The organism is Streptomyces sp. NPDC008163, assembly GCF_042956885.1.
Classification (GTDB): Bacteria; Actinomycetota; Actinomycetes; order Streptomycetales; family Streptomycetaceae; genus Streptomyces; species Streptomyces drozdowiczii_A.
Genome location: NZ_JBIBHG010000010.1, coordinates 13,700 through 35,189 on the forward strand (window position 1 = coordinate 13,700; position 21,490 = coordinate 35,189).

General features: G+C 73.2%; 21 protein-coding genes and 1 pseudogene. 9 read left to right on the forward strand and 13 right to left on the reverse strand.

Annotated elements, in window-relative coordinates; translation table 11 throughout:
• Nucleotides 1-85: 85 nt before the first annotated feature.
• On the reverse strand, nt 86-292 hold the full coding sequence (locus tag ACFZAT_RS22125; RefSeq protein WP_026171781.1) for a DUF5999 family protein: 207 nt from the start codon (nt 290-292) through the stop codon (nt 86-88).
• A 318-nt stretch (nt 293-610) separates the two neighbouring features.
• Entirely contained in the window at nt 611-1,207 is a 597-nt protein-coding gene (locus ACFZAT_RS22130; protein ID WP_391266137.1) for a hypothetical protein, read from the reverse strand.
• A 480-nt stretch (nt 1,208-1,687) separates the two neighbouring features.
• Here ACFZAT_RS22130 and ACFZAT_RS22135 point away from each other — a divergent pair, with 480 nt between their 5' ends.
• Nucleotides 1,688-3,193: a glutamate-cysteine ligase family protein gene (locus ACFZAT_RS22135; protein WP_391266138.1), complete on the forward strand. Its 1,506-nt coding sequence runs from the start codon at nt 1,688-1,690 to the stop codon at nt 3,191-3,193.
• A gap of 33 nt (nt 3,194-3,226) precedes the next feature.
• On the opposite strand, the gene ACFZAT_RS22140 is transcribed toward ACFZAT_RS22135, so the two are convergent.
• On the reverse strand, nt 3,227-5,011 hold the full coding sequence (locus ACFZAT_RS22140) for a VWA domain-containing protein (protein WP_391266139.1): 1,785 nt from the start codon (nt 5,009-5,011) through the stop codon (nt 3,227-3,229).
• A gap of 185 nt (nt 5,012-5,196) precedes the next feature.
• On the opposite strand from ACFZAT_RS22140, the gene ACFZAT_RS22145 reads away from it, so the two are divergent.
• Entirely contained in the window at nt 5,197-5,976 is a 780-nt protein-coding gene (locus ACFZAT_RS22145; RefSeq protein ID WP_391266141.1) for a type II CAAX prenyl endopeptidase Rce1 family protein, read from the forward strand.
• A 10-nt stretch (nt 5,977-5,986) separates the two neighbouring features.
• Here the strand turns inward: ACFZAT_RS22145 and ACFZAT_RS22150 are convergent, their stop codons facing one another.
• Nucleotides 5,987-6,805 (reverse strand): PhzF family phenazine biosynthesis isomerase, encoded by an 819-nt coding sequence (locus tag ACFZAT_RS22150; RefSeq protein ID WP_391266143.1) that lies wholly within the window; start codon nt 6,803-6,805, stop codon nt 5,987-5,989.
• A gap of 130 nt (nt 6,806-6,935) precedes the next feature.
• Here ACFZAT_RS22150 and ACFZAT_RS22155 point away from each other — a divergent pair, with 130 nt between their 5' ends.
• Nucleotides 6,936-7,613, forward strand: a complete 678-nt coding sequence (locus ACFZAT_RS22155) for a HEAT repeat domain-containing protein (protein WP_391266145.1) — start codon at nt 6,936-6,938, stop codon at nt 7,611-7,613.
• Complete coding sequence (locus tag ACFZAT_RS22160; RefSeq protein WP_391266147.1) at nt 7,614-8,609, forward strand: HEAT repeat domain-containing protein; 996 nt, start codon at nt 7,614-7,616, stop codon at nt 8,607-8,609.
• A gap of 29 nt (nt 8,610-8,638) precedes the next feature.
• On the opposite strand, the gene ACFZAT_RS22165 is transcribed toward ACFZAT_RS22160, so the two are convergent.
• A complete protein-coding gene (locus ACFZAT_RS22165; protein WP_391266148.1) occupies nt 8,639-8,998 on the reverse strand; it encodes a nuclear transport factor 2 family protein in 360 nt (119 codons plus the stop codon).
• A 150-nt stretch (nt 8,999-9,148) separates the two neighbouring features.
• Here ACFZAT_RS22165 and ACFZAT_RS22170 point away from each other — a divergent pair, with 150 nt between their 5' ends.
• Entirely contained in the window at nt 9,149-9,718 is a 570-nt protein-coding gene (locus tag ACFZAT_RS22170; protein WP_391266149.1) for a TetR family transcriptional regulator, read from the forward strand.
• A gap of 8 nt (nt 9,719-9,726) precedes the next feature.
• Here the strand turns inward: ACFZAT_RS22170 and ACFZAT_RS22175 are convergent, their stop codons facing one another.
• Nucleotides 9,727-10,104 (reverse strand): hypothetical protein, encoded by a 378-nt coding sequence (locus tag ACFZAT_RS22175; protein WP_391266150.1) that lies wholly within the window; start codon nt 10,102-10,104, stop codon nt 9,727-9,729.
• Nucleotides 10,105-10,120: 16 nt separating this feature from the next.
• Nucleotides 10,121-10,635: pseudogene (locus ACFZAT_RS22180) on the reverse strand (hypothetical protein).
• 171 nt (nt 10,636-10,806) lie between these two features.
• Between ACFZAT_RS22180 and ACFZAT_RS22185 the strand changes: the two are divergent.
• Nucleotides 10,807-11,421: a helix-turn-helix transcriptional regulator gene (locus ACFZAT_RS22185; protein WP_391266151.1), complete on the forward strand. Its 615-nt coding sequence runs from the start codon at nt 10,807-10,809 to the stop codon at nt 11,419-11,421.
• A gap of 71 nt (nt 11,422-11,492) precedes the next feature.
• On the opposite strand, the gene ACFZAT_RS22190 is transcribed toward ACFZAT_RS22185, so the two are convergent.
• Nucleotides 11,493-11,681 (reverse strand): hypothetical protein, encoded by a 189-nt coding sequence (locus tag ACFZAT_RS22190; protein ID WP_391266153.1) that lies wholly within the window; start codon nt 11,679-11,681, stop codon nt 11,493-11,495.
• A gap of 148 nt (nt 11,682-11,829) precedes the next feature.
• Between ACFZAT_RS22190 and ACFZAT_RS22195 the strand changes: the two genes are divergently transcribed.
• Nucleotides 11,830-12,819 carry an EamA family transporter gene (locus ACFZAT_RS22195; RefSeq protein ID WP_391266154.1) on the forward strand — a complete coding sequence of 330 codons (990 nt, stop codon included), beginning with the start codon at nt 11,830-11,832 and terminating at the stop codon, nt 12,817-12,819.
• Here the strand turns inward: ACFZAT_RS22195 and ACFZAT_RS22200 are convergent.
• Nucleotides 12,816-13,505, reverse strand: a complete 690-nt coding sequence (locus ACFZAT_RS22200) for a pyridoxamine 5'-phosphate oxidase family protein (protein ID WP_391266155.1) — start codon at nt 13,503-13,505, stop codon at nt 12,816-12,818. The genes ACFZAT_RS22195 and ACFZAT_RS22200 overlap by 4 nt on opposite strands.
• A gap of 35 nt (nt 13,506-13,540) precedes the next feature.
• On the opposite strand from ACFZAT_RS22200, the gene ACFZAT_RS22205 reads away from it, so the two are divergent.
• Complete coding sequence (locus tag ACFZAT_RS22205) at nt 13,541-14,872, forward strand: aminotransferase class I/II-fold pyridoxal phosphate-dependent enzyme (protein WP_391266158.1); 1,332 nt, start codon at nt 13,541-13,543, stop codon at nt 14,870-14,872.
• A gap of 58 nt (nt 14,873-14,930) precedes the next feature.
• On the opposite strand, the gene ACFZAT_RS22210 is transcribed toward ACFZAT_RS22205, so the two are convergent.
• Nucleotides 14,931-15,914, reverse strand: coding sequence for an EamA family transporter (locus tag ACFZAT_RS22210; protein ID WP_391266160.1), 984 nt, complete (start codon nt 15,912-15,914; stop codon nt 14,931-14,933).
• 74 nt (nt 15,915-15,988) lie between these two features.
• Here ACFZAT_RS22210 and ACFZAT_RS22215 point away from each other — a divergent pair, with 74 nt between their 5' ends.
• On the forward strand, nt 15,989-16,912 hold the full coding sequence (locus ACFZAT_RS22215; protein WP_391266161.1) for a LysR substrate-binding domain-containing protein: 924 nt from the start codon (nt 15,989-15,991) through the stop codon (nt 16,910-16,912).
• A gap of 46 nt (nt 16,913-16,958) precedes the next feature.
• Here the strand turns inward: ACFZAT_RS22215 and ACFZAT_RS22220 are convergent, their stop codons facing one another.
• The 3 genes from ACFZAT_RS22220 to ACFZAT_RS22230 form a co-directional block, all read right to left on the reverse strand.
• Entirely contained in the window at nt 16,959-19,097 is a 2,139-nt protein-coding gene (locus ACFZAT_RS22220) for a prolyl oligopeptidase family serine peptidase (protein ID WP_391266163.1), read from the reverse strand.
• A gap of 68 nt (nt 19,098-19,165) precedes the next feature.
• Entirely contained in the window at nt 19,166-20,767 is a 1,602-nt protein-coding gene (locus tag ACFZAT_RS22225; protein WP_391266165.1) for an MFS transporter, read from the reverse strand.
• Nucleotides 20,768-20,843: 76 nt separating this feature from the next.
• On the reverse strand, nt 20,844-21,446 hold the full coding sequence (locus ACFZAT_RS22230; protein ID WP_391266166.1) for a TetR family transcriptional regulator: 603 nt from the start codon (nt 21,444-21,446) through the stop codon (nt 20,844-20,846).
• Nucleotides 21,447-21,490 lie beyond the last annotated feature (44 nt).

The window sequence follows — 21,490 nt, forward strand, 5'->3', positions numbered from 1 at the left end:
TGATCGAAGCGGTGTGACGCGGACACGCGTCGGGGCCGGTGCGGAGACTTCTCCGGGCCGGCCCCTTCTTTTCCGTACGGTCCGCTCAGGCGGCTTTGACGACTCCGCTCGCCGCCAGGGGCCTGTGCGGGGCGATGATCTGCCCGTCCGGAAGCAGCTCACCGGTGTCCTCGAAGAGCAGGACGCCGTTGCACAGCAGGCTCCAGCCCTGCTCCGGGTGGTGGGCCACCTGGCGGGCGGCCTCCCGGTCGGCTGAGTCGGCTGTCGGGCAGGGTGGCTGATGCTGGCACATGGATGGGTTCTTTCGCTGCGTCGAGTTGAGTGACCTGCGGTGTGAAGAGGTGTTCATGACCGCCCCCGTATCGATCGGTCGAATCCCAGTGTTGCCCCACGGGCGACAATCCGCAGGGATTTCGCCGCAGCGCTTCCACTCCTCCGATGACGCGTCACCCGCCCGGACGGTTCAACTCAACTGCACTGTCACTTCGGGTGGTTCGGGGTGGCCGGATGGGACTAGTCCGGATGGGCGGGTTCTCGTACGCGTGAGCGCGTGTTGTGCCCCGCCGCCGGACGGGGCGACGGGGCACAGCACGCGGAGGTGGAGGCCGGCTCAGGCCGGGGCCGGCGAGCCCAGCAGCGGACCGGGGCCCGGCGTGATCCGGGTGGTGATCACCGGCAGCAGATCGGCGGCCCGGTGCGGGCGGTGTGCGGCGAAGCCGGGAGGCGCCGGGGACAGCGGCACGAGCACGTCGTCCGGGCCCGGCGCGCCGCAGGAGGCGTCCGCCGTGGGGTCGCCGTGCAGCCACAGGGCCAGCATGTACAGGTCGGGGATGGACAGCAGCCTCGGCTGGTAGGGGCCGCTCATCCCCTCCGCCTGGCGCAGTGCCAGCTCCGTCGAGGCGATGTACGGGCCCTCGAAGAAGTGCGAGAAGGCCCAGCCGTCCGCGGTGAGCATGGTGTCCGCCGCCGCCACCGCCCGCTCCGTGCTGCGGATCTGGAAGCGCCAGGCGGCGAGCCGGGTGGCGGGTGCGAGGTCGCCCGGGGCGACGCCCAGCACGTGGACGGGCAGCGGGTGTTCGGGGCTCAGAGGTCCCTGTGCGGACCGCAGGGCGGGCGTGCGGGCCTCGCGGACCGCGGTCGGTGAACCGAGCGCCGCGAGGACGCTGCGCAGCGCGGGCGCGGGGGCCGGGGGAACATGCAGCGGCATAGTGGGTCGCCTCTCACTTCGGAGACACGGTGGTGCGCGGGCGGGTGCGGACGGCGTTGTCGGCGGGCGGGGCCAGAGGAGGCCGGTGACTGAGCCGGTGCGTCAACTCTCTGCCTCGTCCGCGGAGTTTATACGACACGTGTTCACGCGGTGTTTCCACTAGCCGCCACGGCTATTGCCGACAAGGCGGTATCCGGACTTTATTATGCGGAGATCATGCTGATTCGGCGCGAGCGGCGCAGCCGCCGCCTCGGGTTTTTCCCGCGCCGCGGTCGGCCGAAACCCGTCGGGGCTTTACGGTCCCGCCGTGCGGGGAAACGTCCCGCTGCGTCATGCCGAGTGAATGTGCCCGGGGCCCCGGCGCTCAGATTAGCGCGTGTGCGCCGTCCGCGGGGCGTTACGGATCACGTCCTGCGGGCATTATCGATCGTGATGCGGGCGGCCCGGGCCGCGTGCCGGCCACTTGAGGAGGACACTTCGATGGGGGAGAAGGTCGTCGCGGGCGACTTTGACCTGTCCGACCGGCAGAAGTACCGGAGGAAGCTGCACCAGTGCCTGGAGGCGCTGTCCGGACTCCTGGCCGAGCGGCGGTTCGACCGGCCGCGCAACCTCATGGGCATGGAGATCGAACTGAATCTCACGGGCGCCGACGCCATGCCGAAGATGTTGAATGGGCAGGTGCTGGAGCGCATCGCGAGTCACGATTTCCAGACGGAACTGGGGATGTTCAATCTTGAGGTGAACATAGTCCCCCATCATCTGTCGGGGCGAGTTCTGGATCAGCTGGCCGAAGAGCTGCGGACCGGGCTCGGATATGCCGACCGTAAGGCCGGTGAAGTCGATGCCGGGATCATGATGATCGGAATCCTGCCGACACTCGGCCGTGAGGACATGGTCCGGTCCAATCTCTCCGACGTCGATCGCTACGCCCTCCTGAACGATCAAATGCTGGCGGCGCGCGGCGAGAGTTTCTCGCTCGATATCGAAGGCGTCGAGCGGCTGGTCGCCACCGCCGGATCGATCACCCCGGAAGCGGCCTGCACCTCGCTGCAACTGCACCTCCAGGTCACCCCGGAACGCTTCGCCGACGTATGGAACGCGGCGCAGGCCGTCGCCGCCGTCCAGGTCGCCCTGGGGGCCAACTCGCCGTTCCTCTTCGGCCGGGAGGTGTGGCGCGAGTCGCGGCCGCCGCTGTTCGAGCAGGCCACGGACACCCGGCCGCCCGAACTGCGCAACCAGGGCGTGCGGCCCAGGACCTGGTTCGGGGAGAAGTGGATCGGTTCGGTCGAGGAGCTCTTCGAGGAGAACCTCCGGTACTTTCCGCCGCTCCTGCCCATCTGCGACGAGGAGGAGCCGCTGCGCGTCCTCGCCGACGGCGGGGTCCCCCAGCTGAAGGAGCTGGTCCTCCACAACGGCACGGTCTACCGCTGGAACCGTCCGGTGTACGGGATCGCCGACGGTGTTCCGCACCTGCGCGTGGAGAACCGGGTGCTGCCCGCGGGCCCGACCGTCGCCGACGTCATCGCCAACACCGCGCTCTACTACGGCATGGTGCGGGCCCTGGCGGAGGAGTCGCGTCCGCTGTGGACGCGGATGCCGTTCTCCGCCGCCGCCGAGAACTTCGAGACCGCGTGCCGCCACGGCATCGACGCCGAGCTGCTGTGGCCCAGGCCCGGCCGCTCCGGCGGGCTGACCCGGGTGCCCGTCACGAAGCTGGTACGCGACGAGCTCCTGCCGCTCGCCGCCGACGGCCTCGACGGCTGGAACATCGAGCCGGCGGACCGGGCGCACTACCTCGGGATCATCGAGGAGCGCTGCAAGCGGCGGACGAACGGCGCGTCCTGGCAGGCGGACACCTATCACCGGGGGCGCGAGGCCGGGCTCGACCGGGGCGCCGCGCTCGCCGCGATGACCCGGCGCTACGGCGAGCTGATGCAGGGCGGCGACCCCGTGCACACCTGGCCGGCGGGCATCCCGGCGCCGTGACGGGCGGCCGGTCCGTGCTGCGGACCGGCCCCCCTATTCCCCGGCCGCGCGGGCGGCCTGGCCCGCCGTCATCACCGCCTGGAGGATCACCGCCTGGATCTCCGCCGGGTCGTTCACCTGGTAGCCGCCGCCCCCGGTGACCTCGGCGATCTCGTCCAGCTCCTCGCGGTCCGCCTCGGGACCGACCGCGATGGCCAGCAGCGGGACCGGGCGCGTCGGGTCGGCGATGGACTTCAGTTCCTCCATGAGGGCGGCACGCGAGACGGACCGCTCGTCCTGGTTCGACCCGTCGGTGAGGATCACGACGGCGTTGAACTTGCCCTTCACGTACGTGCGCTGCGCCTCCTTGTACGCGGCCAGCGCGGTGTCGTACAGACCGGTGGCGCCGTCCGGCACCGGGCGCAGCGCGGCGAACGCGGCGGCGAGCCTTTCGCGGTGGGTGCCGCCGCCCTTGACGGGGTCGCCGAGCCTGGCGGTCGTCACCAGCCGGCGGTAGTCCTTGTCGCCGTCGAGCGTGGTCGCGAACTCCCAGAGCCCGATCTCGTCGTTCGGGGTGAACTGGTTGAGCGCCTGGATCAGCGAGGCCTTGGTGACGTCCATCCGGGACTGGTTGCGGCCCGGCACCGTCGCGGCCATGGAGCCGGAGGCGTCGACCACGGTGGTGAGCCGCGCGCTCTGCACGGTGATCGTCCACATGCCGAGCGTTTCCTGGAGCGCCTCGTCCGTCGGGGCCGGCGGCTGCGTCGCGTCGTACGGCTGGGGCGACCGGCCGCCCGCCGCCGCGACCACCTTCTCGTCCGCCGCACCGTACGTGGTCCGGAAGCCGTGTTCCCGGAAGGTGCGCAGGGAGCTGTCCTCGGAGAGCAGGATCGTGAACCGCAGCGCGGCCCGGCTCTCGTCCGTCGACTGGTGGCGCTCGTCCACCATGGCGAGCGGGTAGTTGAGCAGCGGGGTGCCGTCCTCGGGGTAGAAGAGGTCGAGCCTGCCGTCGGCCGCCGATTCGGCGTTGTGGGCGAAGGCGGCCTGCTCGGAGAGGAGCACCGCCTGGTTGCGCGCCGGGTTGCCCTCCTCGGCGCCCGAGCCGTCCTGCGGCAGGGTCGACACCACCTGGGTGTCCCCGTCGGACATCCGCTGGGCGAGCAGCTTGGCGGTGGCCGCGACCCGGGTGTCGCTGTCGCCGCCCTGCTTCCCGGCGGAGGCGCCGATGCTGTTGAGGGCCAGCAGGGCGGTCGCCGAGCGCGCGGGGTCGGCGGAGCCGAGACGTACCCGGTCGGACTCCATGGCCGCGCCCGTCAACTCGGCCCAGGTGTACGTCTTCTTCGGCCAGCCGAGCCGCTTGGCCGCCGGCGGGACCGCGGCGAGCGTGACCGGTGAGGTGGCGACGGAGCCGCCGGGGGTGATGGCGGTGCCCTCCCCGGCGCCCTTGGCCCTGGTCAGCCACAGGTCCGAGTCGGGGAGCCATATCTGGTAGTCGGGGCGGGTTCCGCTCGCGAGCGCGTCCGCCACCTTGTACGAGTCGCGGGCCACCACGTTCACGTCGACACAGCGTCCGTCCGAGCGCACCTCGTCCGTACGTGCCCGGTCGGCGATGGCACGTACGGCGGGGGCGATGTCCGGGGAGGCCACCATCGACAGATGGACGGCGTCCTCCTCGCACGACTTCGAGAACGGGAGCAGGCCGCCCTGCGCCGCGACCGCCGCGCCCCCCGCCACGGCGAGGACGAGCACGGTGGCGATGGCCACGGTCCGGCGGCGGCGCGGTGGACGGTCCCCGCCTCCGGCCGCCGCGCGGTCATCGGGCAAGCTGTGACGTCCCATGTCGGTGGTGCCCCTCCTTGAGGATGTACAAGGAAAAAGGGGGACCACACCATCGGCAATGGCGCTCGTCCCCCGGCCAGTCGCGCATGATCTTCGTACCTGCATTCGAGACCCTAGCGGGGCGGCGAGGGGCGTGGGACGCGAATGCACAACTGAGGGCAGGTGTACAGGTGGGAGCGGGGCGCGTGGCTGATTCTTTTCCCCAGGAGGCCGTGTCACAACGGATTCTCCGGTCCGAGACGGTGCTGGTGCTGGCGCTCTCGCTGGGGGCGAGCGGCGTGTCCGCCCTTATCAGCTTTGTCGGATCGCTGACGAAACCGGGGGGTTTGAAGGATCAGGCGGCGACCCTCAACAGCTCGGCCGCCCCGGGCCGCCCTTGGCTGGATCTCGCCTGGCAGCTCTTCGGTATCGCGACCGCGCTGGTGCCCGTCGCGCTCGTCGCGCATCTGCTCATCCGGGAAGGGGCCGGGCTGCGCGTCCTCGGCTTCGACCGCACCCGGCCGGGGCAGGACGTGGCACGGGGTGCGGCCGTCGCGGCGGGCATCGGCAGTGCCGGGCTGGCCTTCTATCTGGTGGCGAGGGCCGCCGGCTTCAACCTCACCGTGGTGCCCGAGTCCCTGCCCGACGTGTGGTGGAAGTTCCCCGTGCTCACCCTGTCGGCCCTCCAGAACGCCGTGCTGGAGGAGGTGATCGTCGTCGGCTATCTGCTGCGCAGGCTGGGGCAGCTGGGCTGGACGCCGATGGCCGCGCTGCTGGCCAGCTCGGTGCTGCGCGGCTCGTACCACCTCTACCAGGGCATCGGCGGGTTCATCGGCAACATGGTGATGGGTGTCGTCTTCGTGCTGCTCTACCGGCGCTGGCAGCGCGTGGGCCCGCTGGTCGCGGCGCACGCGCTGCTGGACATCGGCGCGTTCGTCGGTTACGCGCTGCTCGCCGGGAAGGTGGGCTGGCTGCCCACCCCATGAGCCCCCGGGATCACGGGCCGACGAGCAGTTCGCCCTCCACCACGGTGACCGCGCTGCCGGTCAGCAGGGTGCGCGCGCCGCGCAGCGATGTCCGCACGAGACCCGAGCGCGCGGACGCCTGGAGCCCGGTCAGCTCGTCGCGGCCGAGCCGGGCCGACCAGAACGGGGCCAGGGCGGTGTGGGCGCTGCCGGTCACCGGGTCCTCGTCGATGCCCACGGCCGGGAAGAAGCCGCGCGAGACGTAGTCGTACGCACCCATCGTTGCCGCGGCGGCGGTGGCGATGACACCGCGCCGCGAGAGACCGGCGAGCGCCGCGAAGTCCGGGGCCAGGCCCCGTACGGCCGCCTCGTCCTTCAGCTCCACCAGCAGGTCCCCGACATGCGCACCGGTGTCGTGCACCGACACCGGCTCCGCGCCCAGGGCTTCCGCCAGGCCGTCCGGCACCCGCTCCGGGGACAGCGGGGCGGTCGGGAAGTCCAGCGTCAGCGAACCGTCCGGGTGGGCGGTCGACGTCAGCGTGCCGCACCGGGCGGTGAAGCGGACCGTGCCGGTGGCGGCGCCCGTGGTGTGCAGGACATGGGCCGTGGCGAGGGTGGCGTGGCCGCACATGTCCACCTCGGTGACCGGGGTGAACCACCGCAGCGCCCAGTCCGCGTCACCGCCCGGCGGCAGCGGATGGGCGAACGCGGTCTCGGAGAGGTTCAGCTCGGCGGCGACCCGCTGGAGGAAGGCGTCCTCGGGGAAGCCTTCGGGGCCGAACAGCAGGACGCCGGCGGGGTTGCCGGTGAAGGGGCGGTCGGTGAACGCGTCTACGGTGCGAATCCTCATGGGCCGACCGTAGGTCCGCGTCCCGGCCCGGAACCAAGGCCAATCGCGGACCGGTGGCCCCGAAATCGCGTCCGGCTTGACCTTGTCACGGTGACAACCGCTTCACTCGGCCGCGAGGAGGTGGTCCCCCATGACCACGACGAACGAGGACACGGCCGTCTCACGAGCGCTGCGCGGGCTGGAACACGGTGACGCGTCGGTGCGGCTGCGGACCGCGCTGGCGGTCGGATCGGCCCCCGACGCGCGGCTGGTGGACCCGCTCGTGGAGCGGTGCGCGACCGAGCCGGACTTCTCCGTACGGGAGATGCTGACCTGGGCGCTCACCCGGCACCCGCAGGACCTGACGGTCCCCAGGCTCGTCGGCGAGCTCCGCTCGGAGCGTCCGCAGGCTCGCAGCCAGGCCCTGCACACGCTGTCCAAGACCGGCGACCGGCGGGCCTGGCCGGCGATCACCCGGGCGCTGCTCACGGACGCCGACGACGAGGTGGCGCGCGCTGCCTGGCGCACCGCGGTCCTCCTCGTTCCGGAGGACGAGGCGCCCGCGCTCGCCGCGGTGCTGGCCGGGCAGCTCGGGCGCGGCGGACGCGAGACGCGGCTGAGCCTCAGCCGGGCGCTGATCGCCCTCGGCGCGGCGGCCGAACCCGCACGGGAAGCCGCCGCCGCGCACCCCGAAGCCCGGATCCGCGAGCACGCGCTCGCCACCGAGGAGCTGCGGCGCGACCCGGACGCCGGGTTCGACCTGGCGATCGAGGAGGCGAAGCGGAGGGTGGCCCTCGGGGCGTACGGTGACCCGGACGAAAGGCCCTAGGTGTTGATCGGTGAAGTGGCGCGGCGGTCCGGGGTCAGCGCGCGGATGCTCAGGCACTACGAGTCGCTGGGTCTGGTGCGGCCCACCGGGCGCAACGACGTCGGATACCGGGAGTACTCCGGCGAGGACGTCCGGCGCATCTTCCACATCGAGAGCCTGCGGTCCCTCGGCCTCTCGCTGCGCGAGGTGGGGCGCGCCCTCGACGATCCCGGCTTCAGCCCGGCCGGTCTCGTGGACGACCTCGCCCGGCGGACCCGGGAACGGATCGCGAGCGAGACGGAGCTGCTGACCCGGCTGAGCCGGATCGGCGCCGCCGGACCCGGGGACTGGGAAGGCGTCCTGCGTACCGTCGCCCTCCTCCAGGGCCTCGGCTCCAGCAGCCCCGGCACCCGGCAGCGGGCCGCGCTGTCCTCGGGCGGCGAGGCGCCGGTGGAGGCGCTGGTCGAAGCGGTGCTGAGCGAGCGGGACCCGAGCGTGGCCGGTGCGCTGCGGTGGGCCCTCGCGCGGGCGGGCGGCGGGCTCGACCTGCTGGCGGAGGGCCTGGGCTCGCCCGTCGCCGCGGTGCGCGCCCGGGCGGTGCGGGCGGTCGCGGGGATTCCGGGCGAGGCGGCGAGCGCGCTGCTGCGGGACGCCCTCGGTCACCCCGATGTCGCGGTACGTCAATACGCCGCGCCCGCGCTGGGTGCGCGGGGGGTGGCCGAGGCGGTCCCGACGCTGATCGGCATGGTCGCGGAGGCGGTGCGGGACGTGGACGCGGCCGACGCGCTCGGTGTGCTGGCCGCTGAACCGGAGACGGCCGAGCGGATCGCCTCCGCGCTCGTCGACCGCCTCGCCGACCCCCTGCTCGACGCGCCCGCCCGCCGCCGCCTGACCCAGGCGCTCGCGGACGTCCCGGGCCCGACGGCGACACGGGCGCTCGGAGAACTGGCGGAGGACGGGGACCGGGGGGTGGCCGTGACGGCGGTGTATCTGCTGGGGCTGCGCGGTGAGGGGTGAGCCCGGTCGGCCGGTGACGGCGCCGGGGCTCAGCGTCTGGCCGCGGCGAGGGCCGCGGTGTCCATGTAGTCGCGGACCCGGGTGATCAGGCCGTCGCGGACCCGGAGCACGAGCAGGCCGGGGACGGTGAAGACGGCGCCCGTGGCCGGCAGCGTCCCCGCCACCACATGTTCGGCGACGATCACCTCCGGGTCGTCCGTCCCGTACGCGGACACCGTCCTGACCTCGTCGATCCGTACGGGGCTCGCGCCCCAGACCGCCCGGTAACCCGTGCGAACGGCCTCGCGGCCCTCGTAGCGCGGGGGAAAGCCGGGTGCGGTGAAGGGGAACTCGTGCACCGCGTCGGCCGCGTACAGATCCGCGAGATCGTCCGCGGACTTGTCGAGCATGGCCCGGTGGTAAGCGGCCAGGGCCTCACGGGGACTACGGGCACGGGCGGAATCCGGGTGCGACACGGTACGGCTCCATTCGCTCAACAGTTGTTGAGCGTGACCGTAGGCGGGGAGGAGGGGTCCGGTCAACGGTTGTAGAGTCGCGGCGTGACCACGCCTCGGGAGACCCGCGCCGACCGCCGCCGCGCCACCGAGGCGCGCATCCTGGAAAAGGCCCGGGAGGAGTTCGCCGCCAAGGGGTTCGACCGGACCACCATCCGCGCGGTGGCGAGCGCGGCCGGTGTGGACCCGGCCCTGGTCATGCAGTACTTCGGCTCGAAGCGTGAGCTGTTCGGCCGAGCCGTGCAGACCTTCGCCGCGCCCCCTCCAGGGGCCGCGGACGCGGAAGCGTTCGCCGACCGGATGCTGGCCACGCTGGGCCTGAAGCTGGGCGGTCTGCCCGAGGGCACGCTCGCGGTGATGCGGTCCATGCTCACGGATCCGGCGGCCGCCGATCATGTACGCACCGCGCTGGGCGGTCAGATCACCGCCGCCGGTGCGGCTGTCCCGGCTCCCGACGACCGCGAACTGCGCGCCGCCCTGGCGGTCACCGCCCTGCTCGGTGTGACCATCGGCCATCAGCTCCTGGGGCTGCCCGCCCTGCGCGAGGCGTCGCCCGACCGCATCGCCGCGCTGCTCCGGCCGGCGCTCAACGCACTGGCCGAGCCCGCGCCGTGACGCGGTGCTCAGCGGGCGTTCCCCTCCCGTAGAGTGGCCGCCGCCTCCAGCAGGGTCCAGCCGTCCAGCTCCGCCGGGCGCTGGTCCGACGGCTGCCATCCATGGGCTTTCGCCACATCGAGCAGGGCGCGGACAGCCCCCGGTTCGTGCAGGTTGAGGGAGGCGCCCCCGACGTGACCCACGTCTCCGGAGCCCAGGAGAGCGCCGCCCGGGACATAGCGGTCCGGGCCCTCGGTGAAGACGATGCGGAGGGGTCCGCCCGGGTCGCGGTGGAGCGTGAGGATCTGGCGGCAGCTCCCGCCGTCGCCGTGCCGGTGGCGCAGCGTCCACCGATACGTGTGCCCGTCGGCGACCAGCCGCCGGGTCTTCGTCGCGTTGCGGGGCATGGGGTGAGCGTACGGCTCAGCCCAGCAGGGCGGCTGTGAACGTCCGCCGGTGGTCCACCAGCCAGGTCTGTACGCGGTCCCGGCGCTCCCATCCGCCGCGCTCGGCCAACGCCCGGACATAGACAGGGTCTTCATCGGCCACGCGGCGCGCGACGAAGGCCCGGCAGACCTCCGTGGCCTGCTCGACGACGCCGGGCAACTCGGCGCGGTCCGCCGCCGGGAGTCCGTAACCGTCGGCGAGGATCCGCAGCCGTACGGCCGCGTCCAGGCCGGGCGGGTAGGGGGCGGACGCGGATTCGGGGTCGAGCATGGGCGCCCAGTAGCGGGCGGTCATGGCGACGTCGGAGCCACGTCGCCGGGGAGGAACGTCAGCTGCTCACGGCCGTCGGCGGTGAGACCGACAGGGGTGGGTGCCGCGTCGAAACCGTGCGTCTTCAGTTCATGGAGACAGGCGTGCAGGGCGCGCGCGTGGCGCGGTGCGGGCCGTTCCACCAGCTCGCCTCGGCGGAGGACCCCGCCCGCGTTCGCCATGCCGCCGATCAGCGCCTCGCCCTCAGACGTCGTGAGATCACGCTATCGCCGGACCGCTCTCGCGCGGTCCGTTCCGGGCAGGGTTGTCATGCGATCGGTTCCGATATATCGTTGAGGCATCGCGACAGTACAGCGATAGACGAAAGATCAATGTAAGCAGAGGAGTACGTCATGCGTTCACATGGATTCGAGCATGGACATGCACATGGTCACGGGCGCGGCCCGTACGGCCCTGAGGGGCGACGTGGTGGTTTTGAGGGGCAGCGGGCGGCGTTCGGGCCGTTCGGGCCGCCGTTCGGCGGTGGGCCGTTCGGTGGCGGACGGGGTCGGGGCGGCGGCCGGGGGAGGGCGCGGCGCGGTGACGTGCGCGCCTCGATCCTGGCGCTGCTCAAGGACCGGCCGATGCACGGGTACGAGATGATCCAGGAGATCGGCGAGCGCAGCGGTGGGGTCTGGCGGCCCAGCCCCGGCTCGGTGTACCCGACCCTTCAGCTGCTGGAGGACGAGGGGCTGATCACCAGCGCGAGCGAGGGCGGCAAGAAGCTGTTCACGCTCACCGACACCGGCCGCACCGAGGCCGAGACCGGGCCCGATGCGCCCTGGGAAGAGGCCGGGCGCGGGGTCGACTGGGAGGGCATGAACGAGGTCCGGCAGGCCGGGTTCGGTCTGATGGAGGCGTTCGGCCAGGTCTGGAAGACCGGCTCGGCCGACCAGCGCGACAAGGCGGTCGCCGTCATCAACGAGGCCCGCAAGAAGCTGTACCTCATCCTCGCCGACGAGCACTGAGCCCCGCCGTGGGCCGGTGTGTGACGGAGCCCGGCGGCCTCGGGCCGCCGGGCTCCTCGCTGTCCGAGACCCTACGCCTCCGTCGTGACCGGCCAGATCCGTGCCGCGTCGAAACGGTCGGACGCGCGGGGGTGCGGTCCGTCGTCGTGGCAGTGGAAGGCGCACCAGAACAGGTCCGCGGGCAGGGCGTCCAGCGGCGCGTGGACCCGGTAGACGTACTCGCGCCCGTCCAGCGCCGGCAGGGACACCAGCCAGCTCACCCGGTCTCCTCCCGCCCCGCCGCGAACAACCCGCCTCCTGCTGTGGGACGTGTGCGGGCGGGACGTCGGTTGCCCCGTTCCCCGGGGTACGCGCCGCGTCAGGTGTCACCTGGGTGACGCTCCTGACCGCAGCTGTCATGATGTGCCGATGCACGCGTCTCAGGGGAGAAGCGCCGGCCTGGGACTCGCCCTCGCCTCGGCCTTCGCATTCGGTGGTTCGGGAGTGGCGGCCAAGCCGCTGATCGAGGCGGGGCTCGACCCGCTCCACGTGGTCTGGCTACGCGTGGCGGGCGCGGCGCTCGTCATGCTGCCGGTGGCCTGGCGCCACCGGGCGCTGGTGCGGAGCAGGCCCGTGCTGCTGCTCGGCTTCGGGCTGCTCGCCGTCGCGGGCGTGCAGGCCTGCTACTTCGCAGCCATCTCCCGTATCCCGGTGGGCGTCGCACTCCTCGTGGAATACCTCGCTCCGGCGCTCGTCCTGGGCTGGGTGCGCTTCGTGCAGCGGCGCCCGGTCACGCGCGCCGCGGCCCTGGGGGTCGTCCTCGCGGTCGGCGGACTCGCCTGCGTGGTCGAGGTGTGGGGCGGGCTGGGCTTCGACGTGGTCGGGCTGGTCCTCGCGCTCGGCGCGGCCTGCTGCCAGGTCGGCTACTTCGTCCTCTCCGACCAGGGTGGCGGGGACGCGTCCCCGGGCGGGGCCGAACCCCCGCACCCGGTCGGCGTCATCGCGTACGGGCTGCTGATCGGCGCCCTCGTGCTCACCGTGATCGCCCGCCCCTGGGGCATGGACTGGACGGTGCTCGGCGGGGACACCGTCATGGACGGCGCCGCCGTGCCGGCCTGGCTGCTGCTCGTCTGGATCGTGCTGCTGGCCACCGTCATCGCGTACGTCACCGGGGTGATCTCCGTACGCCTGCTCTCGCCGGCCGTCGCGGGCGTCGTCGCCTGCCTGGAGGCGGTCATCGCGACCGTGCTCGCCTGGGTTCTCCTCGGCGAGCACCTGGCCGCCCCGCAGCTCATCGGCGGCGCGCTCGTCCTGGCCGGTGCGCTCATCGCGCAGTCGGCCACGCCCCGGCCGCCCTCCGGGCCGGTGGCCGCGGGGGTGCCGGACGTCTCCGCGGATCGCGCCGACGCCCGTCTCTAGGGCAGGTACGCCGGTACGTCGATCGACGGGTCCAGGTCGTCCGCCGGGACCGGGGCGCCGTAGGCCGGGGCGACGGGGACGACGCCGGACCAGTACGGCAGGCCGAGGTCCCGGGGGTCGTCGTTCGGGCCGCCCGTGCGGATCTTGGCCGAGACCTCCCGCAGATCCAGCCGGACGACGGCGGTGGCGGCCAGCTCCTTGCCGTCGGCCGGGCGCGAGTCCTTGGAGCGGCCCGGCACCACTTGGTCCACGATCGCGTCCAGGGCGACGCGCCGCTCCTCCGGATCGGTCACCTGGTACGCGGTGCCGTGGACGACCACCGAGCGGTAGTTGAGCGAGTGGTGGAAGGCCGAACGGGCCAGCACCAGGCCGTCGACATGGGTCACCGTCAGGCACACGGGCAGCCCCTCGTCGCCGCCCCCGGTCGCCCTCAGCGGCCGCGAGCCGGTCGAGCCGTGCACGTACAGCCGCTCGCCGACCCGGCCGAAGAGCGTCGGCAGTACGACCGGCGCGCCGTCGCGCACGAAGCCGAGGTGGCAGAGGTAGGCGGCGTCGAGTATCGAGTGGACCGTTTCCCGGTCGTACGCGGCGCGGTCCCGCGACCGGGTGGGGACGGTGCGGTCCGTGGGCTCGTAGCCGGATGAGGCGTCCGGGGACGTGGTCTGCTGGGAAACGGTCTCCGGCATTGCGTACTCCATTGCACTAGTGCATACTGTTGTTTGTGCTAGGAGAGTATCGGATCAGTGGGCGGCGTGCACAGGAAATCGCCGCCAGCGTCGAGCGCGGGGTCGGCTCGGGTGAGCTGCCGCCGGGGCATGTGCTGCCTCCCATGCGGGAGCTGGCGGCCCGTCTGGAGGTGAATCCCAACACCGTCGCGGCGGCCTACCGCACTCTGCGCGAGCGCGGGGTGATCGAGACGGCCGGGCGCCGGGGCAGCCGGATCAGGCCGCGCCCCGCGAGCACCGCGCGCGGTTCGATGCGGGTCGAGGCGCCGCCCGGGGTGCGGGACCTGGGCGACGGCAGCCCCGATCCGGCGCTGCTCCCGCGCCTGGGCGAGGCGCTCGCCTCGGTCGCCGAGGCGTACGCGCGCGAGCCCGGGCTGTACGGGCAGGCGGCCGTCGATCCGGAGTTCGCCGCGCTCGCGCGCGCCGCGATGGACGCCGACGGGGTGCCGCCCGGGCCGGTGGCCGCCGCCTCCGGCTCGCTGGACGCGATCGAGCGGGTGCTCGCCGCCCACCTCAGGCCCGGCGACCAGGTCGCGGTCGAGGACCCCGGCTGGGGCGGTCTCCTTGACCTGGTGCCCGCGCTCGGCATGCGTGCCGTGCCGATGGCGCTGGACGAGGACGGGCCGTTGCCGGACGCGCTCGAAGCGGCGCTCCTGGCGGGCGCGCGGGCCGTCGTGATCACGGACCGGGCGCAGAACCCGACCGGGGCCACCGTCTCCGAGGACCGGGCGGGACGGTTGCGGGCGGTCCTCGCCCGGCACCCGGACGTCCTGCTCATCGAGGACGACCACGGCCACGCCATCGTGGACCAGCCGCTGTACCCGCTGGCCGGGGCCACGGGCCGGTGGGCGTTCGTCCGCTCGGTCGCCAAGGCGTACGGGCCGGACCTGCGGGTCGCGGTGCTGACCGGGGACGCGGTCACCGTCGACCGGGTGGCGGGCCGCCAGCGGCTCGGGCCCGGCTGGGTCAGCCGGCTGCTGCAACGGACCGTGGTGCACCTGTGGAGCACCGGCGCCGTGGACTCGCACGAGGTGGCCCGGTCCTACGCCCGTCGCCGGGACGCCCTCGTCCTGGCCCTGGCGGAGCGCGGTGTGGAGGCGTACGGCCGCAGCGGGATGAACGTGTGGGTGCCGGTGAGCGACGAGACGGGCGCGGTGGCCCGGCTGCTGCAGGCGGGCTGGGCGGTGGCGCCCGGGGCCCGGTTCCGTATCGCCGCGCCCCAGGCGGTCCGGGTCACCGTCTCCCCGCTCACCGACGCCGACATCGCGCCGCTGGCCGACGCGGTGGCGCGGGCGGCGGGACCGGCCAGACCGCTGAGCTACGGGTGAGGGGGCGACGTCGCGGGGATGGAGCGCCGGCTTTACGGGTGAGGGCGCGCCCGGGCCCTCAGGCGCGCCGTCTGCTCTGGGTGAGCGCGGCGCCGGCCAGGACGACGAGCGCGCCGACGGGCGTGTTCCAGCTCAGCTGCTCCCCGAGCACCGCCACTCCGGCCGCCGTGGCGATGACCGGAATGAAGTAGGTGACCATCTGCGCGGTCGTCGGCCCGACCTCGTTGACCAGGCCGTACTGGAGGAGCACCGCCAGGCCCGTGCCCAGCGCCCCGAGCGCGACCACGGCCAGGGTGGGCACGACCGGGAAGCTGCCGGGGGCGGTGGTGAACAACGGGGTGACGAGCGCGAGTTGCACGGTGCCCAGGAAGAGCTGGCTGCCGGTGAGCGCGAGGGTCGACGCGCCGCTGCCGGCCAGCGTCCGGCGCACGTAGATCCAGCCGACCGGGTAGCTCAGTGAGGCCAGGAGCGCCATCGCCGTACCGCTGAAGTCCAGCCCGGAGAAGCCCTGCCAGGCGCCGAGCACCGTCAGGACGCCGAGGAAGCCGAGGCCGAGACCGGCGACACGGCGGCGGGTCGGCCGGTCCTCCGAGAGGGCGACGAGCGACAGCGCCATGCCCCAGAGCGGGGAGGTCGCGTTGCAGATGCCCGCCAGCGTGGACGGGATGGACAGCTCGGCATAGGCGAACAGGGAGAAGGGCAGAGCGTTGAGGAAGAACGCCGCCACCGCCAGATGGCCCCAGGTCCGCGCCGAACGCGGCAGCCGCTCCCGCTTCACGACCATGACCACCGCCAGGACCGCCGTGCCCGACAGGAGCCGCCCCAGGGTCACCTGGAACGGGGCGTACGCGTCGGTCCCCACCTTGATCAGCAGGAAGCTGAAGCCCCAGATCAGCGAGAGCGCCGCGAACCGCAGCCGCCAGTCCAGGGCCGGCCGCCGGGCGGGGCCGGAGGCGGCGGCCGGAGCGTTGGCGGAAGGGGGCGGTGCGACGGGGGAGGCGGAAGGCTCGGTGGCGGGTATCGGTGCGGTCGGGGCGCTCATGATGACAACGATCGCCGTCCTCACGTCGTAGCACAAGTGAGAATTTGTGTGCGCATTCGCGTAGCATCGCTTACATGTTGAACCTGGAGCGCCTGCGCACCCTGGACGCCCTGGCCAGGCTCGGTTCGGTCAGCGGCGCTGCCGAAGGGCTGCACGTGACGACGTCGGCGGTCTCGCAGCAGATGGCGAAGCTGGAGCGGGAGGTCGGCCAGCAGCTCCTGGCCAGGAACGGACGCGGGGTGCGGCTCACCGACGCGGGCCGGCTGCTCGCCGACCACGCGGCCCGCATCCTCTCGCAGGTCGAGCTGGCCCAGTCCGACATCGAGGCCCAGCGCGGTGAGGTCGTGGGGGAGATCAGGCTCGGCGCCTTCCCGACGGCCGCGCGCGGGCTCTTCCCCGCCACACTCCTCGCCCTGCGCGCCGGCCACCCCGAACTGCGGGTGCGGACACTGGAACTGGAGCCGGAGGCAGGCGTCCGGGCGGTGCTCCGGGGCGACATCGACCTCGCGGTGGTCCTGGACTGGAGCAACAAGCGGCTCCCGGTGCCCGGCGGCCTGACCCGGGCCGAACTGCTGGACGACGCACCGGACATCGCCATGCCGGCGAGCCACCCGCTCGCCGGGCGGTCCGAAGTGGACCTGGAGGACTTCGCGGACGACGACTGGGTGTCCTGGCCCGAGGGCGAATTCTGTTACGACTGGCTGATGTTCACGCTCCGCTCCAAGGGCATCGAACCGCGCATCGCCCACCTCGCGGGCGAGCACCACACCCAACTCGCCCTGATCGCGGCCGGGATGGGCGTGTGCGTGGCGCCACGGCTCGGGCGGGGACCGGTGCCCGACGGGGTGCGGCTGGTGCCGGTACGCCAGCGGATGCGCCGCCATGTCCACGCGGTGTGGCGGACGGACGCGGACCGGCGGCCCTCGGTCCGCGCGGCGGTCGCGGCGCTGCGCGGGGCGGGGCGGGGGCTGGACGACCCCTTGGGGCCGGAAAGCTGACCGGTCCCGCCTGCCGGTCCTGTGCGATCGGGGCCCCGCCCGGCCGTCAGACCCCCAACGACTTGCGCAGGAAGTCCCGTTCCAGCCGCAGCAGCCCGCTCGCCGTGCGGTCCCGGCCCACCAGATGGCCGGCCCCGGACAGCGGCAGCACCGTGTGCGGGCGGCCGGCGGCGAGCAGGGCCGAGGAGAGCCGCAGGGTGTGCGCCACGGTGACGTTGTCGTCGCCGAGCCCGTGCACCAGCATCAGCGGCCGGGTCAGCGAAGCGGCCTCGTCCAGCAGCGAGTTGCGGTCGTAGTTCTCCGGCAGCACGTCCGGGTGGCCCAGGAAGCGTTCCTCCCAGTGGGTGTCGTAGAGCCGCCGGTCCGCCGGGGCCGCGCCTGCCACCGCCGCGTGGAAGACCTCCGGGTGCCGGAGCACCGCCGCCGCCGCGAGATACCCGCTGAACGACCAGCCGCGCATCCCCACCCGGGTCAGGTCCAGCTCGGGGCGGTCGGCGGCCACCGCGTGCAGCGCGTCGATCTGGTCCTCCAGCACGGCCGTCAGCCGGTCGCCGTGCACCGACTTCTCCCACGCCTCGCCGCGCCCCGGTGTCCCCCGCCCGTCCGTGACGAGGACCGCGAACCCCTGCTCCGCGAACCACTGGGCCACCGCCGTCCACCACGTCCGCACCTTCAGCACGACCTGCATGCCGTGACCGGCGTACGGGCTCAGCAGCACCGGAAGCGGTCCGTCGCCGGGCTCGTGCCAGGACGGCAGGTACAGGCGGCTGCGCAGCTCGCGTGTGCCGAGGCTCAGGGCCAGCGGGCGCGCGGTGACGAGCGGTTCCTCGGACAGGACGGCGATCCGGCCCGCGTCCGCGCCGTCCCGCAGCACGGTCACCGTGTGGCCGTCCGGCGTCCGGCTGTCGAGGACCACCACCCGGCCCCCGACGGCGGCGGTGTGCACACCGGGTGCGCCGGAGACCCGGACCAGGCCGCCCCCGGCCGTGTCGTGCGACCAGACGTGGACCTCGGTGGGCTCGGCGCCGCCCGTGAAGTACACCCGTCCGTCCGCCGCCCCGAGCACCTCGCGCACCTCCAGGCCCGGGGGCGTCGGGGTGTCACCGATGCGCAGGCCCTGGGTGTCGCCGCCGGGGTGCGCGGGGACGACGAGCGAGCCGTCCGGCAGGCGCAGCGGGGTGCCCGGGCGCAGGGCCACCCATGCCGCGTCGTGGGCGCGGTGCACGGTCGTCGTGCCCCCGGTCGCCTCGTCCACGGCGAGGACGTGAACGGTGCGCTGGTCCCGGGTCTGGACGGAGACCAGGGGACCCCGGTCGTCCCAGGCCGCCGCCACGACGTACTCGAACGCCCGGTCCGTCCAGGCGCCTTCGGGATGCCCGTCGCCCGCCGCCTCGGGGAGCCGGACGGGGGTGCGTTCGCCGGAGAGCCGCACGAGGTGCAGCGAGACCTGCGCGTTGGGGGTCCCGGCAGCCGGGTACGCCAGCTCGCGGGGCGGCCGCTCGGGGTGCGCGGGGTCGGTGAGGTGGCGGCGCCGGACGCCGGAGGTGTCGGTGCGGGCGACCAGGAGGGCGTCGCCGCGCGGGGACCACCAGTAGCCGCGCGTACGGCCGATGGACTCCTGCGACACGTAGTCGGACAGGCCGTAGGTGATGTGCGCGCCGTCGGGTCCGGCGAGCGCGCGGTCGTCGGTGCCGTCCGCCCGTACCGTACGCAGCGCGCCGCCGGAGACGTACGCGATCAGCGAGCCGTCGGGGGAGGGGCGGGGATCCACGGCGGGGCCGGCCGTCGGCAGGCGGCGGGGTGCGGAGCCCTCCGTGGACACGAGCCAGAGGGTGCCCGCGAGGGCGAAGACCGCCAGGCGCACCGAGGCGTCGGTGGCGTACGAGACGACGCCGGACGAGGTCTCGTGGGCGCGTTCGCGCCGGGCCCGCTCCTCCGGCGGGACCTCGCCGGGGTCCTCCTCCGCGAAGCCCGGTCCGAGCGGGTCGGCGAGCAGCCGCTCCGCGCCGTCCGCGTACAGCCAGAGGCGGCTCACCGGGTCGGTGCCCGAGGTGCCCCGTACGAACAGGACCCGCCCGCCGTCCGGGGAGACGGTGAACTGCCGGGGCACGCCCAGCGAGAAGCGCCGGGTGCGGCCGAACTGATCGGGGAACGGGTCGGCGGGCACGGGGGAGGGGGCTGTCATCCCGACACCATGACAGGTGGTGCGGCGCGGGAGCCGTCCGGGGCCCGCCGGACCCCGGACGGCCGCCGTCAGTGCGCGGTGGGAGCGGTCGGCCGGGCCGCCGCCGTCTCCTCCGCCAGGCGCTCCATGCCGCTCTGGGTGCGCAGCGGCTTCTCCTTGATGAAGAGCACCGCGATGAGCGCCAGGAACGCGAACGGGGCGCCGATCAGGAAGACGTCGGCAGTGGCGACGCCGTACGCGTTCTCCACGATGACGCGCGCCGGCTCGGGCAGCTTGCCGAGTTCGGGGACACCGCCGCCGGTGCCGCCGCCGGCCGCCCCGCCGAAGCCCTTCTCCAGCTCCTCGGCCACCCGGTGGCCGAGTACCGCGCCGAGCGCGCTCGTCCCGATGGCGCCGCCGAGGCTGCGGAAGAACGACAGGACCGAGGTGGCCGCGCCGAGTTCGGAGGCGGGCACGTCGTTCTGGGCGGCCAGCACGAGGTTCTGCATCAGCATGCCGACACCGACGCCGAGGACCACCATGTAGACGCTGAGCAGGGCGAACGAGGAGTCGGCGCCGATCGTGGAGAGCAGCCCCATGCCCGCGGTCATGATGACGCCGCCCGCGATGAGGAAGCCCTTCCACTTGCCCCGGGCGGAGATGATCTGGCCCGCCACGGTGGTCGAGACCATCAGGCCGAGGATCATCGGCAGGCTCATCAGGCCCGCGATCGTCGGGGACTTGCCCAGCGAGATCTGGAAATACTGCGAGAGGAACACCGTGCCGCCGAACATGGCGACACCGACCAGCAGGCTCGCCACCGTCGTCAGCGCCACCGTCCGGTTGCGGAAGATGTCCAGCGGGATGATCGGCTCCGCCACCCGGGACTCGACCCACACCGCGGCGGCCAGCAGGACCACACCGGCGGAGACGAGCGCGGCGGTCTGCCAGGACGCCCAGTCGAAGCGGTTGCCCGCGAGGGTCACCCACAGCAGGAGCGAGCTGACCCCGCTCATGATGAGCACGGCGCCGACGTAGTCGATCTTCACCTCGCGGCGGATCGTGGGCAGCTTCAGCGTCAGCTGGAGCAGCACGATCGCCAGCAGCGCGAACGGCACACCGATGAAGAAGCACCAGCGCCAGCCCAGCCAGGAGGTGTCCACCAGGACTCCGCCGATCAGCGGGCCCGCGACCGTGCCGACGGCGAAGACGGCACCGAAGATGCCGGAGTAGCGGCCGAGTTCGCGCGGCGGGATGATCGCCGCCATCACGACCTGGGCGAGCGCGGTGAGCCCGCCCGCGCCGATGCCCTGCACGACCCGGCTGACGATGAGCAGCCCGACGCTGTGCGAGAAGCCGGCGACGAGCGAGCCGACGACGAACATCGACAGCGAGAGCTGGATGAGCAGCTTCTTGTCGTACAGATCGGAGAGCTTGCCCCAGATCGGCACGGTCGCCGTCATGGCGAGGAGTTCGGCCGTGACCACCCAGGTGTACGAGGACTGGGTGCCGTGCAGGTCGGCGATGATCCGGGGCAGGGCGTTGGAGACGACCGTGGAGGCCAGGATGGCGACGAACATGCCGGCCATCAGGCCCGACATGGCCTGGAGTATCTGGCGGCGCGTCATGCCTGACGCGGCCCCCTCGGTCGGACCGGCGGCGCCGGTTTCGGGTGTGACGGCAGCGGTCATCGGCTGACGTTCCTCATTCTCTGGTGACTGGCCCCGCGCCCAGTGGTGCGGGCGCGGAGGGTGGTGCGGTGGGGGCTCAGCCCTTCAGGCCGGCGGCCAGCGAGGCGAACGCCTCGCGGTACAGGCTCTGGAAGGTACGGGTACGGCCCGTGGCGACCCAGACCTCGACCGCGGCCCGCACGGCGGCGACGGCCACGTGTGCGAGGAGCCGGGGATACAGGTCGGTCTCGGGGTCCTGACCGAGCCGTTCGGCGACGACGGCGACCATGGCGGTCTCGTCGGCGCCCCGGGCGGCCAGGAAGTTGGGGAGCAGCGCCGGGCTCTTCTTCAGCACCTCCAGCTGGAGCTCCCAGCGCTCGTGGTCCTCCTCGATGGAGGCGAGCTCCTGCGCGATGGCCTCGCTGAGGGCGTCGAGCGCGCCCAGGTGCTCGGGGGCGTTGAGTACGGCCCGGCGGGTCCGCTCGGCGTTCTCCTGGACGGGGCGCGTGATCGCGTCCTCCAGGCACGGGAAGTAGTTGAAGAACGTGCGCACGGAGACCCCGACGGCGTCCGTGACCGCTTCCACGGTCACGTGCTCGAAGCCCCGGTCCGCGGCCATGCGCAGAGCGGTGCCCGCCAGGGCGTCACGCGTGGCCCGCTTCTTGCGTTCACGCAGCCCCAGGGGCGGGTCGTCGCTCATGAAGGTGCATGCTATGCAATTTTGCAGGCCGGGCAAAATTATTA

What these genes read in the sequence shown, in the direction of transcription:
- ACFZAT_RS22230 (WP_391266166.1), bottom strand. Translation starts at nt 21,446, where the DNA reads ATGAGCGACGACCCGCCCCTGGGGCTGCGTGAACGCAAGAAGCGGGCC.
- ACFZAT_RS22125 (WP_026171781.1), bottom strand. Translation starts at nt 292, where the DNA reads ATGTGCCAGCATCAGCCACCCTGCCCGACAGCCGACTCAGCCGACCGG.
- ACFZAT_RS22210 (WP_391266160.1), bottom strand. Translation starts at nt 15,914, where the DNA reads ATGAGCGCCCCGACCGCACCGATACCCGCCACCGAGCCTTCCGCCTCC.
- ACFZAT_RS22140 (WP_391266139.1), bottom strand. Translation starts at nt 5,011, where the DNA reads ATGGGACGTCACAGCTTGCCCGATGACCGCGCGGCGGCCGGAGGCGGG.
- ACFZAT_RS22165 (WP_391266148.1), bottom strand. Translation starts at nt 8,998, where the DNA reads ATGCTCGACAAGTCCGCGGACGATCTCGCGGATCTGTACGCGGCCGAC.
- ACFZAT_RS22215 (WP_391266161.1), top strand. Translation starts at nt 15,989, where the DNA reads ATGTTGAACCTGGAGCGCCTGCGCACCCTGGACGCCCTGGCCAGGCTC.
- ACFZAT_RS22225 (WP_391266165.1), bottom strand. Translation starts at nt 20,767, where the DNA reads ATGACCGCTGCCGTCACACCCGAAACCGGCGCCGCCGGTCCGACCGAG.
- ACFZAT_RS22155 (WP_391266145.1), top strand. Translation starts at nt 6,936, where the DNA reads ATGACCACGACGAACGAGGACACGGCCGTCTCACGAGCGCTGCGCGGG.
- ACFZAT_RS22130 (WP_391266137.1), bottom strand. Translation starts at nt 1,207, where the DNA reads ATGCCGCTGCATGTTCCCCCGGCCCCCGCGCCCGCGCTGCGCAGCGTC.
- ACFZAT_RS22200 (WP_391266155.1), bottom strand. Translation starts at nt 13,505, where the DNA reads ATGCCGGAGACCGTTTCCCAGCAGACCACGTCCCCGGACGCCTCATCC.
- ACFZAT_RS22150 (WP_391266143.1), bottom strand. Translation starts at nt 6,805, where the DNA reads ATGAGGATTCGCACCGTAGACGCGTTCACCGACCGCCCCTTCACCGGC.
- ACFZAT_RS22220 (WP_391266163.1), bottom strand. Translation starts at nt 19,097, where the DNA reads ATGACAGCCCCCTCCCCCGTGCCCGCCGACCCGTTCCCCGATCAGTTC.
- ACFZAT_RS22195 (WP_391266154.1), top strand. Translation starts at nt 11,830, where the DNA reads ATGCACGCGTCTCAGGGGAGAAGCGCCGGCCTGGGACTCGCCCTCGCC.
- ACFZAT_RS22175 (WP_391266150.1), bottom strand. Translation starts at nt 10,104, where the DNA reads ATGCCCCGCAACGCGACGAAGACCCGGCGGCTGGTCGCCGACGGGCAC.
- ACFZAT_RS22185 (WP_391266151.1), top strand. Translation starts at nt 10,807, where the DNA reads ATGCGTTCACATGGATTCGAGCATGGACATGCACATGGTCACGGGCGC.
- ACFZAT_RS22135 (WP_391266138.1), top strand. Translation starts at nt 1,688, where the DNA reads ATGGGGGAGAAGGTCGTCGCGGGCGACTTTGACCTGTCCGACCGGCAG.